General features: G+C 69.9%; 15 protein-coding genes and 1 tRNA gene. 8 read left to right on the top strand and 8 right to left on the bottom strand.

The genetic code is table 11. The features are described 5' to 3' along the window. Positions 1 to 7 precede the first annotated feature (7 nt). From DY023_RS15535 to DY023_RS15520, 4 genes are all read left to right on the top strand, one after another. Positions 8 to 901: an exodeoxyribonuclease III gene (locus DY023_RS15535; protein ID WP_116243253.1), complete on the top strand. Its 894-nt coding sequence runs from the start codon at positions 8 to 10 to the stop codon at positions 899 to 901. Between the two features lie 73 nt (positions 902 to 974). After that, positions 975 to 1517: a hypothetical protein gene (locus DY023_RS15530; protein ID WP_116243252.1), complete on the top strand. Its 543-nt coding sequence runs from the start codon at positions 975 to 977 to the stop codon at positions 1515 to 1517. 9 nt (positions 1518 to 1526) lie between these two features. Beyond that, complete coding sequence (gene trpS, locus DY023_RS15525) at positions 1527 to 2534, top strand: tryptophan--tRNA ligase (protein ID WP_116243251.1); 1008 nt, start codon at positions 1527 to 1529, stop codon at positions 2532 to 2534. Between the two features lie 29 nt (positions 2535 to 2563). Continuing rightward, positions 2564 to 3091, top strand: coding sequence for a hypothetical protein (locus tag DY023_RS15520; RefSeq protein ID WP_116243250.1), 528 nt, complete (start codon positions 2564 to 2566; stop codon positions 3089 to 3091). A gap of 30 nt (positions 3092 to 3121) precedes the next feature. On the opposite strand, the gene pth is transcribed toward DY023_RS15520, so the two are convergent. Both pth and DY023_RS15510 read right to left on the bottom strand, forming a co-directional pair. Continuing rightward, entirely contained in the window at positions 3122 to 3703 is a 582-nt protein-coding gene (pth, locus tag DY023_RS15515; protein ID WP_116243249.1) for an aminoacyl-tRNA hydrolase, read from the bottom strand. Between the two features lie 89 nt (positions 3704 to 3792). Continuing rightward, positions 3793 to 4410: a 50S ribosomal protein L25/general stress protein Ctc gene (locus DY023_RS15510; protein WP_116243248.1), complete on the bottom strand. Its 618-nt coding sequence runs from the start codon at positions 4408 to 4410 to the stop codon at positions 3793 to 3795. A gap of 234 nt (positions 4411 to 4644) precedes the next feature. Between DY023_RS15510 and DY023_RS18400 the strand changes: the two genes are divergently transcribed. The 4 genes from DY023_RS18400 (at position 4645) to DY023_RS15495 (ending at position 8671) form a co-directional block, all read left to right on the top strand. After that, positions 4645 to 4770, top strand: a complete 126-nt coding sequence (locus tag DY023_RS18400) for a hypothetical protein (RefSeq protein ID WP_281271947.1) — start codon at positions 4645 to 4647, stop codon at positions 4768 to 4770. An 82-nt stretch (positions 4771 to 4852) separates the two neighbouring features. Then, positions 4853 to 6301, top strand: coding sequence for an NADP-dependent phosphogluconate dehydrogenase (gene gndA, locus DY023_RS15505; RefSeq protein WP_116243247.1), 1449 nt, complete (start codon positions 4853 to 4855; stop codon positions 6299 to 6301). A gap of 128 nt (positions 6302 to 6429) precedes the next feature. Continuing rightward, positions 6430 to 7158 (top strand): response regulator transcription factor, encoded by a 729-nt coding sequence (locus DY023_RS15500; RefSeq protein ID WP_116243246.1) that lies wholly within the window; start codon positions 6430 to 6432, stop codon positions 7156 to 7158. Between the two features lie 64 nt (positions 7159 to 7222). Further along, positions 7223 to 8671, top strand: coding sequence for a sensor histidine kinase (locus DY023_RS15495; protein WP_116243245.1), 1449 nt, complete (start codon positions 7223 to 7225; stop codon positions 8669 to 8671). Between the two features lie 73 nt (positions 8672 to 8744). Here the strand turns inward: DY023_RS15495 and DY023_RS15490 are convergent, their stop codons facing one another. From DY023_RS15490 to DY023_RS15465, 6 genes are all read right to left on the bottom strand, one after another. Beyond that, the gene (locus tag DY023_RS15490; protein WP_116243244.1) at positions 8745 to 10295 is read right to left on the bottom strand and encodes an FAD-dependent oxidoreductase; all 1551 of its coding nucleotides are present in this window, start codon (positions 10293 to 10295) and stop codon (positions 8745 to 8747) included. Continuing rightward, on the bottom strand, positions 10292 to 11167 hold the full coding sequence (locus DY023_RS15485; RefSeq protein ID WP_116243243.1) for an FAD:protein FMN transferase: 876 nt from the start codon (positions 11165 to 11167) through the stop codon (positions 10292 to 10294). Before DY023_RS15485 ends, DY023_RS15490 begins: the two co-directional genes overlap by 4 nt. A 12-nt stretch (positions 11168 to 11179) precedes the next feature. Further along, on the bottom strand, positions 11180 to 11599 hold the full coding sequence (locus DY023_RS15480) for an FMN-binding protein (protein ID WP_116243242.1): 420 nt from the start codon (positions 11597 to 11599) through the stop codon (positions 11180 to 11182). A 62-nt stretch (positions 11600 to 11661) separates the two neighbouring features. Further along, entirely contained in the window at positions 11662 to 12696 is a 1035-nt protein-coding gene (locus DY023_RS15475; RefSeq protein ID WP_116243241.1) for a ribose-phosphate diphosphokinase, read from the bottom strand. A 10-nt stretch (positions 12697 to 12706) separates the two neighbouring features. Then, positions 12707 to 14137, bottom strand: a complete 1431-nt coding sequence (gene glmU, locus DY023_RS15470) for a bifunctional UDP-N-acetylglucosamine diphosphorylase/glucosamine-1-phosphate N-acetyltransferase GlmU (protein ID WP_116243240.1) — start codon at positions 14135 to 14137, stop codon at positions 12707 to 12709. A gap of 1 nt (position 14138) precedes the next feature. Continuing rightward, positions 14139 to 14210: transfer RNA gene (locus DY023_RS15465), tRNA-Gln, on the bottom strand. Positions 14211 to 14220 lie beyond the last annotated feature (10 nt).

The raw sequence follows: 14220 nt of genomic DNA, 5'->3' as shown, positions 1-14220 counted from the left end.
TGGATGGATGCCTCATCTGCGTATCGCCTCCGTCAATGTCAACGGCATCCGTGCTGCCGTCCGCAACGGGATGCACGGCTGGCTGGATGACGCCGGCGTGGACATCCTCACCGTGCAGGAGGTGCGCGCGCAGGACGAACACGTCGCGGCTGCGTTCCCGGGCTGGTCGATCCTGCACGACGTCGCCTCCGCGAAGGGACGCGCCGGCGTCGCGGTCGTGAGCCGTGAGCCCGCCCTCGCCTCGCGCACCGCGCTCGGGGCCGACGACTTCGACTCCGCAGGTCGCTGGCTCGAGGCGGACTTCGACCTCGGCGGCGTACCGCTGACGGTCGTGAGCGCCTACGTGCACTCCGGCGAGGCCGACACCCCCAAGCAGGTCGAGAAGTGGAAGTTCCTCGACGCGATGGAGCGGCGGATGTCGCAGCTCGGCGCCGACGGCGCCCTCGCGCTCGTCACGGGCGACCTGAACGTCGGCCATCGACCCCTCGACATCCTGAACTGGAAGGGCAACGTCAAGAAGTCCGGGTTCCTGGCGCGCGAGCGTGCCTACTTCGACCGCTTCCTCGGCGCTGCGGGCGAACCCGTGATCGGTCAGGAGGGCATCGGCCGTGGCATGGTCGGACAGCTCAGCGACACCCGGCCCTACGTGCTCGAGGGCGACGGCAAGGGGCTCGGCTGGGTCGACGTCGGGCGAGCGGCGCACGGCGAGGTCGACGGCCCGTACACGTGGTGGACCATGCGCGGTCAGGCGTTCGACAACGACTCCGGCTGGCGGATCGACTATCACCTCGCCACCCCTGCGCTCGCGGCGCGGGCGACGAACTACCGCGTCGCGCGCGCCGCCACCTACGCCGAGCGCTGGAGCGACCACTCCCCCGTGATCGTCGACTACACGTACTGACGCGGGTTTTCCCTACCTCACTCGACGGCTGTCCCGGTGGTCGCCGCCGGAGCCCGGCGGCATCGTGGGTTCCATGAACCTCCGCATCCTGCTGCGCACCTGGATCGTCTGCCTGTTCGCCCTCCTTCCGCTGCTCGCGCTGCTGCTCGTCCCGCAGCTGATGCGCAGTCGTGCGGGCAGCGAGCAACTCCTGTTCCTCGGCACAGGCCTGCTGCTCGTGCTGCTGACGGTGGCGTTCGTGGCCGCTCCGGTGCCGTCCTCTGTCGCCGCACCGGAAGCCGGCGTCTGGGATCGGCGGACGAGCATGCGGACCGCGGCAGCGGTGTGGCGGAAGCGGCCAGGGCGCGCCAGCGGTGCCCTGTTGGCCGGAATCGCCGTCTACGCGCTCGGACAGACCGTGGGGTACGGCGTCGGTGTGATCGTCCCGTACATCGAGGACAATCCGGCGCATCTCAGCGATCCGACCCAGTCGCCGTGGATCCTGCACTATCCGGCCTACGCCCTTCAGGCGGTCGTCCTGTACCTGATCACCGCCTTCGCCGTCGCCGTGTACGCCGCGCTGCTGCGTGCCGCGGCCCCGGCCACCGCGCTCAGTGCCGCAGCATCCGCCCCATAGGATTGAACGGTGACCCAGAAGCCTCGCCTCTACTCAGGAATGCAGCCCTCCGCCGACTCCCTCCAGGCCGGCAACTACATCGGGGCGCTCCTGCAGTGGCGCGAGATGCAGAACTCCTACGACGCGTTCTTCTCCGTCGTCGATCTGCACGCGATCACCGTGCCGCAGGATCCCGCCGAGCTGCGCGAGAAGACGCGGCGCACAGCGGCGCAGTACATCGCCGCCGGCATCGAGCCGTCGAAGTCCACCCTCTACGTGCAGTCGCACGTGCGCGCGCACGCCGAGCTCGCCTGGATCCTGTCCACGATCACGGGCTTCGGCGAGGCCGGCCGGATGACGCAGTTCAAGGACAAGTCCGCCCGCTACGGCGCGGACTCCGCCTCGGTGGGGCTGTTCACCTACCCGGTGCTGATGGCCGCCGACATCCTGCTCTATCAGAGCGAGCTGGTGCCGGTCGGCGACGATCAGAAGCAGCACGTCGAGCTCACCCGCGACCTCGCGGAGCGCTTCAACAAGCGATTCGGCAAGACGTTCACGGTGCCCAAGGCCGTCATCCAGAAGGACACCGCCCGCATCTACGACCTGCAGAACCCGACCTCGAAGATGTCGAAGTCGGCCGAGAGCGACGCCGGTGTGCTGTGGCTGCTCGACGACCCGGCGAAGTCGGCGAAGAAGATCATGCGCGCAGTCACCGACACCGAGGGATCGGTGCGCTACGACCGCGAGAACAAGCCGGGCGTCTCGAACCTGCTCACCATCTACGCCGCACTCAGCGGCCGCCAGGTCGGGTCCATCGAGGACGAGTACGCGGGCCGCGGCTACGGCGACTTCAAGAAGGGTCTCGCCGAGGTCGTGGTGAACGAGTTCGGCCCCGTGCGCGAGCGCGTGCTCGAGCTGCTCGACGACCCCGCCGAACTGGACCGGATCCTTGCAGCGAACGCCGCACGCGCCGACGAGGTGGCGGATGCCACGCTCCGCGACGTGTACGACAAGGTCGGCCTGCTCCGCCGCGTCTGAGCGTCCGACACGTCTGACAGGATGAACGCGTGACCGATCCGTTCCCGCCGCAGCCGCCCGCATACCCCGCGCCGGCACAGCCCGGCTACGCTCCGCCGCCCGGCGCCTACGCCGTGCCCGTGGGCGGGTACCAGGCGCCCGTGGGCGGGTACACACCGCCCCAACCGCCCTCGAAGGGCTCGCCGGCGCTCGGTGTCGCCGCGCTCGTGCTCGGCCTGATCGCGCTCATCGTGATCCCGATCCTCGGCGGCGTCTTCGGGGCGCAGGCCGGCGCGGCCGCTCCCGGTTTCTTCCTCGACACCTCAGGGAACTACGACGACCTCGCCGCACTCGCACCCGCGCGCACGCAGATCCTGTGGACCGAGATCGCCTTCTGGAGCGGCACCGCGATCGGCATCGCGGCGATCGTCCTCGGCATCGTCGCGGCGGCGAAGCGCCGCGGACGCGCAGCCGGCATCACCGGCATGGTCCTCGCCGTGCTCGGCCCGGTGGCGTTCGCACTCGCGTTCGCCATCGCCGCGGCGACCGGGGCCGTCAGCACGTTGACCGCGTTCTGACCCGCCGAGCGGGTAGCGGGTCACCCGCGCTCAGCGCGGGGCGTGGTGCTTCTGCTGCGCGGCGGTCAGGCCGTCCGCCACGAGCAGCTCGACGGCATCCGCGGCATCCGAGATGTGAATCGGCAGCGTCTTGCGCTCGGTCGCGCCGAACGGCGCGAGTACCCAGTCCGCAGGGTCCTGCCTTCCCGGCGGTCGGCCGATGCCGACACGCACGCGCGGGAAGTCGGGGGTGCCGAGGGCCTTGGCGATGTCGCGGACGCCGTTGTGTCCGCCGTGCCCTCCACCGGTCTTGAGCTTGAGGGTGTCGAACGGGATGTCGAGCTCGTCGTGCACGACGATGACCTGCCCGGGGTCCACCGAGTAGAACTTCGCGAGGTTCGCCGCAGGCCCGCCCGAGACGTTCATGAACGCATTGAGCTTGGCGAGGACGAGCTTGTCACCACCCGGACGCAACCAGGTCTCCACCACCCGCGCACCGGCCTTGTGCTCGCGAAACCGCTCGCCGCGGCGTGCGGCGAGTTCGTCGACGACCATCTGCCCGATGTTGTGCCGGGTCGCCTCGTAGCGCGGCCCGGGGTTCCCGAGGCCGATCACCAGCCAGGTGGATGCCATGGTCGTCCTCTCTCAGCAGACAGCGTCTGGAATACGCCGGAGGGGACGCGAACCGGTGCTCGCGTCCCCTCCGTCGAAGTGAATGCGGATCACTCCGCGGCGGCCTCCTCGGCCGGAGCGGCCTCAGCCTCAGCCTCAGCGGCGGCCTCGTTCTCCTCGGCGACCTCAGCGGCCGGGACGGAGATGCCGATGAGCAGCAGGTCGGCGTCGCCGACCAGCGTCGCGCCCTTGGGCAGGGTGACGTCGCCGGCGGTGATGTGCGCGCCCTCCTGCAGACCCTCGACGCTGACCTCGACGTGCTCGGGGATGTGGGTGGCCTCGACCTCGAGGGTGATGGTCGCGACGTCGACGGTCACGATGGTGCCCGAGAACGACTCACCGGTGACGACGAGCGGCACCTCGACGGTGACCTTCTCGCCCTTCTTCACGACCAGCAGGTCGATGTGCTCGATGATCTGGTGCACCGGGTCCTTCTGCACGTCCTTGACCAGGGCGAGCTGGCTCTTGCCCTCGATGTCGAGGTCGAGCACGGCGTTGGCGCGACGGACGATCAGGCTGACCTGGTGGCCGGGCAGAGCGACGTGCACGGGCTCGGTGCCGTGACCGTAGATGACGGCGGGGATCTTGCCGGCGGCGCGGAGGCGGCGGGCGAAGCCCTTGCCGAAGCTCGAGCGGAGCTCGGCGTGGACCGTGGTGTCTTCGGACATGAGGTTCTCCTTCAAGGCGCGCGGCAGGTGTCGCGCGGTGGTCTGGTGGTCGTTCTCACGGCGCAGACGCGGGAAAGCGAAACCCACCTGGCCGGTACGACCGCAGAGCTCACATCGCCACGTCGATAACGGATGCCGCGCACGCGCAAGGCATCCCTCGCCGAGGAACTCCTCCATCGTACCCGAAGACCCGATACGCTGGTGACACGCTGTCCTGCTGAACGGAGCCCTCGCATGTTCGACGCCGCTTTCTGGTCCCACGCGATCGCCTGGCTGATCGGCCTGATGGCCGTCGGCGCCACCGTCGTGACCGCCGGCGCACTGTTCGCGATGGGTCGCTCGGGCTACCGCAAGGACTGAGCGGCTGTCACACGTCGGAATGACGTGCGACGGCGGCGATATCCTGGAGACCTTTCCTTCCGCGATATCGAGGAGCGCACACGTGCCCGAAGCCGCAGCCAACATCGGAGTCGTCGGACTCGCCGTCATGGGGTCGAACCTGGCCCGCAACCTCGCCAGCCGCGAGGGCAACACGGTGGCGGTCCTAAACCGCTCTCGCGCCAAGACCGACGAGCTGGTCGCCGCGCATCCCGAGGCCGGGTTCATCCCCGCGTTCTCGTACGAGGAGTTCGCCGCGAGCCTGCAGAAGCCGCGCACCGCGATCATCATGGTCAAGGCGGGCGGTCCGACCGACGCCGTCATCGACGAGCTGGTGCGGGTGTTCGAGCCCGGCGACATCATCGTCGACGGCGGCAACGCCTTCTTCCCCGACACGATCCGCCGTGAGAAGGCGGTCCGCGAGACCGGCATCAACTACGTCGGCGCCGGGATCTCCGGCGGCGAGGAGGGCGCGCTCAACGGCCCCTCGATCATGCCCGGCGGCTCGGATGAGTCCTGGGTCACGCTCGGCCCGATCCTCAAGTCCATCGCCGCGGTCGCCGAGGGCGAGCCGTGTGTCACGCACATCGGCCACGACGGCGCCGGCCACTTCGTGAAGATGGTGCACAACGGCATCGAGTACGCCGACATGCAGCTGATCGCCGAGGCCTACGACCTGATCCGCCGCGGCACCGGCAAGTCCCCCGCCGAGATCGCCGAGATCTTCGCCGAGTGGAACAAGGGCGAGCTCGAGTCGTACCTGATCGAGATCACCGCCGAGGTGCTGCGCCAGGTGGACGCCGCCACCGGGAAGCCGCTGGTCGATGTGATCGTCGACCAGGCCGGCGCCAAGGGCACCGGCGCCTGGACCGTGCAGACCGCGCTCTCGCTCGGCACCCCGGTCTCGGGCATCGCCGAGGCCACGTTCGCCCGGTCCCTCTCCAGCCACCCCGAGCAGCGCGCCGTCGCCGGAACCCTCCCCGGCCCCGATGAGACCTTCGCCGTCGCCGACGTCGACGCCTTCATCGAGGACGTCCGCCTGGCGCTGTACGCCTCGAAGATCGTCGCCTACTCGCAGGGCTTCGACGAGATCCGCGCCGGCGCCGCCGAGTACGACTGGACCATCGACCTCGGCGCCGTGTCGAAGATCTGGCGCGCCGGCTGCATCATCCGCGCCCAGTTCCTGAACCGCATCGCCGACGCGTACGCCGCCGAGCCCGGCCTGCCGGTGCTGATGACCGCCCCGTACTTCGCCGAAGCGATCACCCGCGCCCAGGCCGCGTGGCGCCGCGTCGTCGTGGCCGCCGCGCAGGCCGGCATCCCGGCGCCGGCGTTCTCGTCGTCGCTGTCGTACTACGACGGCATCCGCGCCGACCGCCTGCCGGCCGCCCTCGTGCAGGGCCAGCGCGACTTCTTCGGCGCGCACACCTACAAGCGCATCGACAAGCCCGGCACCTTCCACACCCTGTGGTCCGGAGACCGCACCGAGATCGAGGCCGAAGACACGCACTGATCCTCACGGTCGTCGACGACGGGCCCGGATGCTCTGCATCCGGGCCCGTCCCGTCTGTGCATCCGGCTCTCAGGCCCCGCATAGCTGAACCTATGGATTCTCGATGACTTCAGTATGACAATGGGGTCATGTCGAACGAACACCCCGAGCTGCGCCGTCCCGACGGCTCCCCGCTGCGCATCCTGGCCGTGGACGACGAGCCGATGCTGACCGACCTGCTCGCCATGGCCCTGCGCATGGAGGGATGGGAGGTCAAGACCGCGGCGAGCGGCCTGGAAGCCCTGCAGGTGGCACGGGAGTTCGAGCCGGACGCGCTCGTCCTCGACGTGATGATGCCCGACCTCGACGGCATGGGAGTGCTGCGCCGGCTGCGCGAGTCGGGCAACCTCGTCCCGGTGGTGTTCCTCACCGCCAAGGACGCGGTGGAGGACCGCATCTCCGGCCTCACCGCGGGCGGGGACGACTACGTCACCAAGCCGTTCAGCCTGGAAGAGGTGATCGCGCGTCTGCGCGCCGTCATCCGACGCGCCGGCCAGGTGCGCACCGACGACGAGCAGGCCATCCTGCGGGTCGCCGATCTCTCACTCAATGAGGACAGCCACGAGGTCTTCCGCGGCGACGACGAGATCGAGCTGACCGCGACCGAGTTCGAACTGCTCCGCTACCTGATGCGCAACGAGCGCCGGGTGCTGTCGAAGGCCCAGATCCTCGACCGCGTGTGGAGCTACGACTTCGGCGGCAAGTCGTCCGTGGTCGAGCTGTACATCTCGTACCTGCGCAAGAAGATCGACGCCGGCCGCACCCCCCTGCTGCACACCGTGCGCGGCGTCGGCTACATGATCAAGGCGCCGCAGTGACCCGCGGCGCAGCAGTGAGGCATTGCCCGTGTCGCGCCGGCCACTGACTCTGCAGGCGCGGCTGATGGCCGCGGTGATCGGCTTCGTGTCGCTCATCCTCGCCATCGTCGCGATCATCACCAGCGTCACGCTGGGCACCGCTCTGGAGCAGCGGCTGAGCGATCAGCTGAGCGTGGCCGCCTCGCAGACCACGAGGTGGGCCACCGAGACGGAGATGCTCGCGACCGCGACCGGAACAGACCTCACAGCCGAGAGCGTGATGCTCAACAAGCGCGTCCCCGTCGGGATCCTCGTCGCCGTCTACCCGCCGTCCGACGCGAACGGCCTGGTCATCACCGCGTCCGGGAGCAGTGCGCTCAGCGACACCGAGCTGTTCCAGATCAGCGACGCGCTGCGGAACAGCACGACGGCGACGGTGTCGCTGGGCAAGCACGGCTCGTACCTCGTGACCGCACGCCAGACGCGCGACGGCACACCCGTCGTCACGGGGCTCCCGCGCACCGAGATGCAGCAGACGATGACCCAGCTGTTCACCGTCGTGGCGCTCGCCACCCTGGGTGGACTGATCCTGCTCGCGCTCACCACCGCCGTGACGATCAGCGTCGGTCTGCGGCCGCTGCGCGCCGTCGTGGCGACGGCGACGCGAGTCGCCAACAAGCAGCTGGACCGCGGCGAGGTCTCGATCACCGAGCGTGTGCCGGACTCCGAGGCCGACCCCCGCACGGAGACCGGCCTGGTCGGCGCCGCGCTGAACACGCTGCTCGACCACGTCGACACGTCGCTCGCGGCCCGGCAGCAGAACGAGGAGCGGATGCGGCGGTTCGTCGCCGACGCGAGCCACGAGCTCCGGACGCCACTGGCCTCGATCCGCGGATACTCCGAACTGTCCCTGCGCGCCCTTCGACAGGCTCAGGGACCGGAGACGACCGAGAGCACGACGACTGCACTGGAGCGCATCCAGGCGCAGTCCCTGCGGATGACGCGCCTGGTCGAGGATCTGCTGCTGCTCGCCCGCCTCGACGAGGGACGCGAACTGAGTCATGCGCCGGTCGATCTCACGATGCTCGCGGTGGAGGAGCTGACAGACGCCCGGCCCACAGCAGCCGACCACGTCTGGGAGATCGATGTGCCCGAGGAGCCCATCACCGTGGACGGCGATGCCGGCCGTCTGCACCAGGTGGTCGGGAACCTGCTCGCCAACGCCCGCACGCACACCCCCGCAGGCACGACGATCACACTGAGCCTCACGGCAACGACGGACGGCGCCGAGCTGCGGGTGCACGACGACGGACCGGGCATCGACCCGAAGGTGCGCGAGGAGTTGTTCGCGCGTTTCGCGCGCGGCGACTCGAGCCGAGCCCGCCAGACCGGCGGCACCGGTCTGGGCCTCGCGATCGTCAAGGCGATCGTCGAGGGGCATGGCGGCACCATCACGGTCGAGAGCGAGCCCGGTGACACGACGTTCGTGGTGCGGCTGCCCGCAGCCTCCGCCGAGAAACACGAGACGGCGTGAGAAACGCCTCCAGACGGTATTTCTCACGCTCCCAGGCGTTTCTCGCCGATGGGAGCGCGGGGCGGACGACGCGTCAGTAGCCGGCGAATGCGTCGGTCGTGAGCGAACGGGCCTTCTGCAGTGCGGGGGCCAGGTCGGCGATCAGGCGCGGCGGACCGGAGATGAACGCGTGCCTCGCCGTCAGGTCGGGAACGACCTGCTCCAGCCCCTCGGCGTCGAGACGCACGCCCTGTGCCCAGATCCAGTGCGCCGGCAGATCCTGCGGAAGGTCGCGGGTGAAGACGACGACCGGCACGCCGGTCTCAGCCAGCTCCTCACGGAAGGCCAGCTCCGCGGCATCCGACGCGACGTAGACCAGCGCCACATCGCGATCGGCGCCGGTCGCGCGCAGCTCGCGCAGCTGCGAGACGAAGGGCGTGACGCCGATGCCCGCAGCGACCATCAGCAGCGGGGCGTCGCCGCGCGGAAGCACGAAGTCGCCCCACGTGCCGGTGACGGCGAGCACCGCGCCGGGCTGCGCCTCGGCGAGCGCGCGCTTGTAGCTGGACGGATGCTGCTGATCGCCGTTCTTGTAGGCGATGCGCAGCGTGGGCAGATCCGAGGGTGCGGACAGGATGCTGAACTCGCGGCGCGTGCCACGGGCGTCGGGCCGATGATGCGGCACGTCGAGCTCGAGGTACTGCCCCGCGAGGAACCGCAATCCGCCCTTCGTGCGGAACGTGAGCTCCTGCACGGCGGGCGTGACGAACTCGCGCTTCTCGAGCACCAGCCGCACCGAACCGCGCAGCGCGAACGCGAAGGCCAGCAGATTGCCGAGCAGCAGCGCACGCTCCTGCCCGAGCGTGAACAGGCCGCCGACCGGGATCGGCCAGCCCACCAGCACGCCGACGAGCGTGGCGACCCAGAACTGCTGCCAGCGCCGCGGCGGCAGCGTCAGCGGCTCGGACAGCATGAACGCACCCAAGAAGAGGATCGGCGACTGCAGCAGCGCCATGCCGATCGCGTCTGCGATAACGAAGTCGAGCCCGGCGGCGGAGAGCTGCACGGCCTGCCGCACCACGGAGACGCCCACGGCGATCACGGCGAACAGCGAAACCACTCGTACCTTCTCGGTGCGCCAGAGCACGAGGAGTCCGAGGACGGCGACCGGCACGGCCATCGCCGGCGTTCCGACCCACCACGAGGCGGTGGTGCCGAGGCCGAAGACCGAGACGACCGCCGCGCCGAAGGCTGCGGGGTTCAGGATGTGCCGCCCGCGCCACGCGATGAGGTACTTCGACAGGCTCGCGAGCGCTCCCGCGAGCGCGACGCCGACGAGCCCGGGGAGCGTCAGCTGGGGCTGCAGCACGAACAGCAGGATGAATGCGGTGACCAACGACGACTCGATGCGCCATGGCAGACGCAGGATGCGCTGCGCCGCCGCATCCACCGCCGAGATGACGATGGCGAGGACCGCGTAGGTCGCGAGCAGCTCTGTGGCCGACGGCCCGATCTGGCCGAACAGCGAGAGCCCCAGCGCGATGACCCCGAGCCCGATCAGCGCGAACAGCACGAATCGGTACATCGAGATCGCGGCGAGCACGGCGAGTACGCGCTGGCGGAACGCGGTGAGAGAAGTGATCACGGTGACAAGTCTCCCCCACCGGTCTTGGTGAACAGCTCGCCCGGGAAGCCGGCGGATGCCTGCACGCGGCCGTCCGTGGACATGCGCACCCAGTCGACGGCGTGGGCGTCTGCGAACTCCGGTCCGCCGTCGAAGAACAGCGCGGTCGTCGCGGCGTCGGCGAGCATCGCGTCGGGAGCGAGCGCCCACGTCGCCGCCCATGCGCGTACCGGGATGCCGGTGCGCGCATCGAGCACGTGATGCAGGCCGTCGCCCCAGGCACGGCGGTTGGTCGCCGAGGCGCAGAGCGCGCGGTCCTGCACCTCGACGACGCCGACGGCGCGGGATGGGTCGTACGGATGCTCCAGAGCGACCCGGATGCTGCCGCCGCGGACGGCGAGGTCGCCGCTCGCGTCCACGACGACGCGGCCCTCGAGATGGGACAGCGCGGCGAGCACCAGGTCGACGAGCCGGCCCTTGCCGAGCGCGCCGACGTCGATCACGGCCGGAGCGTGGAGCGAGAGCGCGGCATCCGTCCAGTGCAGCCTGTCTGTCCAGTCCGCCGGTGCCTGCCGCGGGGCTCCGGCGACCAGGGAGCAGCCTGCGTCATAGCCGAGCGCCGCGAGGCTGCCGCCTGCGAGCGGATTCACCGCCCCCGCCGTGGCATCGGAGAGTTCCCGGTACAGGTCCAGCATCGCCGCGGCATCCGCCGGCGCGGGGGCCTCTCCCCCGCCCGCGAGTCGCGACACGACGGAGTCGGCCCGGAACCGCGACCACTCGGCGTCGAATCGGTCGATCACGGCGGCGACGCGGTCGCGCTCCGTCGCCGGGAGCGGACCCTCGGTCTCGATCTCCCAGCCCGTGCCTATGGCTTCGAATCGCCAGGTCTCCATGGGGTGCAGGGATCACTCGGCGGTCTGCGCCTGCTCCTTGATCTTCTCGACAGCCTGGTTGAAGCCACCGCTGGTCAGCGAGGACCCGGCGACGCGGTCGACCTCCAGCTCGTCGATGTTCTTGCCCTCGACCTCCGCCGCGATGCCACCGATGAACTGGCCCTGGTACTGCTCGGTCTCGCTCGCCTGCGGATCGCCGGTCACCTCGACGTCACTGACGACCCCATCCGTCAGGGTGAGCGTCACCGAGACCTGCTCGACGGTCTCCGGGGTCTGGTACGACCCCTCCGCCGTGTACGTGCCGTCGGTGTACTCAGCGGGGGCTGCGGAGTCGCCGGACTCGGCGTCGGCGGCACCGGAGCATCCGGCCAGCAGCAGCACGCCGGCGGCCCCGGCGAGAGCGGTCACGGTGCGGGTCGCGTGAGAAGTCATGCGACCAGCATCCGATGCAGACCTATGAGAACGCCATACGAAGGCGATGTATGACGTAAACCTCAGGCCTCGCCGTTGAACATGCTCGTGACGGAGCCGTCCTCGAAGACCTGACGGATCGCCGTCGCGAGCAGCGGCGCGATCGGCAGGATCGTGAGATTCGGGAACCGGCGCGACTCCGACAGCGGGATCGTGTCGGTGACGACGACCTCGTCGATCGCGGAGTCCTGCAGGCGATCGGATGCCGGGTCGCTGAAGATCGCGTGCGTCGCGGCGACGATCACCCGTCGGGCGCCGTTGGCCTTCAGCGCCTGCGCGGCCTTCACGATCGTGCCGCCGGTGTCGATCATGTCGTCGACCAGCAGGCAGGTGCGGCCCTCGACCGTGCCGACGATCTCGTGCACGGAGACCTGGTTCGCGACCTTCGGGTCGCGGCGCTTGTGGATGATCGCGAGCGGCGCGTTCAGGCTGTCCGACCAGGTGTCGGCCACACGAACACGGCCCATGTCGGGCGAGACGATCGTGAGCGTCTCGCGGTCCTCGGCGGTGAGGTTCTTCTCGAAGTAGTCCAGCAGCACGGGCTTCGCGAACAGGTGATCGACGGGGCCGTCGAAGAAGCCCTGGATCTGCGCGGCGTGCAGGTCGACGCTCATCACGCGGTCGGCGCCGGCGGTCTTCAGCAGGTCGGCGACGAGGCGGGCGCTGATCGGCTCGCGGCCGCGGCCCTTCTTGTCCTGACGGGAGTACGGGTAGTACGGGGCGACGACGGTGATGCGCTTGGCAGACGCGCGCTTGGCCGCGTCGAGCATGATCAGCGTCTCCATCAGCCACTCGTTCACCGGCTCTCCGAAGGACTGCACGATGAACAGGTCGCAGCCGCGGATCGACACCTCGAAGCGGGCGTAGATCTCACCCGAGGCGAACGTGCGGTGCTCGACCGGCGCGATCTCGGTGCCGAGGGCTCCGGCGACCTGGCGGGTCAGCTCGGGAACCGACCGCCCGCCCGCGACGACGAGTCGCTTCTTGGTCTTGGCGATCAGACCCGGCGCGACGCCGTTCTCGCGGTCCAGCTCGATCGTCTTCTTCTTGCGCCCCATCGGGATCCGCCTATTCCGCCGATTCGGCCCGTGCCGCGGCATCCGCCGCGGCCGTGCCCGCCCTGTTCTTCTCGACCCACCCCTCGACATTGCGCTGAGGGGCGACGCTCATGGCCAGTGCACCAGCCGGCACGTCCTTGCGGACGACCGCTCCGGCCCCGGTCTTCGCTCCTGCACCAAGCCTAACGGGCGCGACGAGCACCGTGTGCGAGCCGGTGTGCACCTCGTCGCCGATCTCGGTGCGGTGCTTGTTCACGTCGTCGTAGTTCGCGGTGATGGTGCTGGCGCCGAGGTTCACGCCACGGCCGATCGTGGCATCGCCGACGTACGACAGGTGCGGCACCTTCGAGCCCTCGCCGATCTGGGCGTTCTTCGTCTCGACGTACGCGCCGATCTTGCCTCCCTCGCCGAGCACGGTGCCCGCGCGCAGGTAGGAGAACGGGCCGACGGTGGCGCGCGCGCCGATCACCGCGAGAGTCGCGTCGGTGCGCTTGACCACGGCGTCCTCACCGACCTCGCAGTCCACGAGGGTCGTGTCGGGGCCGATGATCGCGCCGGAGTCGATCTTCGTGGCACGCAGGATGTGGGTGTTCGGCAGGATCGTCACGTCGGAAGCGAGCACCGCGTCGTCGTCGATCCACGTGCTCTCGGGGTCGACGATGGTGACGCCCTCGCGCTGCCAGCGGCGGATGATGCGCTGCCGCAGCACCTTGCCCGCCTCGGCGAGCTGGATGCGGTCGTTGATGCCGAAGGTGGATGCCGCGTCGGCGGCGATCTCTGCGGCGACCGGCTCAGACGCCTCGCGCAGCAGCCCGATCACGTCGGTGAGGTACAGCTCGCCCTGGGCGTTGTCCCGGGTGATGCGGGCCAGGTGCGTGCGCAGCTGCGGAGCGCGGAACACGTATACGCCGGCGTTGATCTCGTGCACGGCCGCCTCGGCGGCATCCGCGTCCTTCTGCTCGACGATGCGCTGCACGCCGCCGGCGGCGTCGCGGATGATGCGGCCGTAGCCGGTCGGGTCGTCGAGGACCGCGCTCAGCAGCGTGGCCGCGGCGGACGCGGCGCGGTGCCCTTCGATGAGCGCGCGCAGCGTGTCTGCCTCGAGCAGCGGCACGTCGCCGGAGAGCACGAGCACGTCGCCGTCGAAGTCGGCCGGCAGGGCTTCCAGCGCGACCTGCACGGCACGTCCGGTGCCGGGGATCTCGTCCTGGTCGACGATCACGGCGCCCGGGTACTGCGCCGAGAGCGCCGACACGACCTGGTCGCGCTCGTGTCGCACCACGACCTCGACGTACGAGGCCTCCAGTGCGGCGGCCTGGGTGAGCACGTGGCCGACCAGCGGGCGCCCGCCGATCTCGTGCAGCACCTTGGGCCGCCGGGACTTCATGCGGGTGCCCTGCCCCGCAGCGAGGACGACGATGGCGAGATTGTTCTGCGTCATGCTCCGCCGCCAGGACTCGAACCTGAACCTCACAGCTCCAAAGGCTGTCGTGCTGCCATTACACCACGGCGGACCGCGCCCCG

It is taken from the genome of Microbacterium bovistercoris, assembly GCF_003387575.1.
Taxonomy (GTDB): domain Bacteria; phylum Actinomycetota; class Actinomycetes; order Actinomycetales; family Microbacteriaceae; genus Microbacterium; species Microbacterium bovistercoris.
This window is presented reverse-complemented; position numbering and strand designations above follow the sequence as displayed.

What these genes read in the sequence shown, in the direction of transcription:
- DY023_RS15475 (WP_116243241.1), bottom strand. Translation starts at nt 12,696, where the DNA reads ATGGGGCGCAAGAAGAAGACGATCGAGCTGGACCGCGAGAACGGCGTC.
- DY023_RS15495 (WP_116243245.1), top strand. Translation starts at nt 7,223, where the DNA reads ATGGCCGCGGTGATCGGCTTCGTGTCGCTCATCCTCGCCATCGTCGCG.
- DY023_RS15510 (WP_116243248.1), bottom strand. Translation starts at nt 4,410, where the DNA reads ATGTCCGAAGACACCACGGTCCACGCCGAGCTCCGCTCGAGCTTCGGC.
- DY023_RS15530 (WP_116243252.1), top strand. Translation starts at nt 975, where the DNA reads ATGAACCTCCGCATCCTGCTGCGCACCTGGATCGTCTGCCTGTTCGCC.
- glmU (WP_116243240.1), bottom strand. Translation starts at nt 14,137, where the DNA reads ATGACGCAGAACAATCTCGCCATCGTCGTCCTCGCTGCGGGGCAGGGC.
- DY023_RS18400 (WP_281271947.1), top strand. Translation starts at nt 4,645, where the DNA reads ATGTTCGACGCCGCTTTCTGGTCCCACGCGATCGCCTGGCTGATCGGC.
- DY023_RS15500 (WP_116243246.1), top strand. Translation starts at nt 6,430, where the DNA reads ATGTCGAACGAACACCCCGAGCTGCGCCGTCCCGACGGCTCCCCGCTG.
- DY023_RS15535 (WP_116243253.1), top strand. Translation starts at nt 8, where the DNA reads ATGCCTCATCTGCGTATCGCCTCCGTCAATGTCAACGGCATCCGTGCT.
- pth (WP_116243249.1), bottom strand. Translation starts at nt 3,703, where the DNA reads ATGGCATCCACCTGGCTGGTGATCGGCCTCGGGAACCCCGGGCCGCGC.
- DY023_RS15485 (WP_116243243.1), bottom strand. Translation starts at nt 11,167, where the DNA reads ATGGAGACCTGGCGATTCGAAGCCATAGGCACGGGCTGGGAGATCGAG.
- DY023_RS15480 (WP_116243242.1), bottom strand. Translation starts at nt 11,599, where the DNA reads ATGACTTCTCACGCGACCCGCACCGTGACCGCTCTCGCCGGGGCCGCC.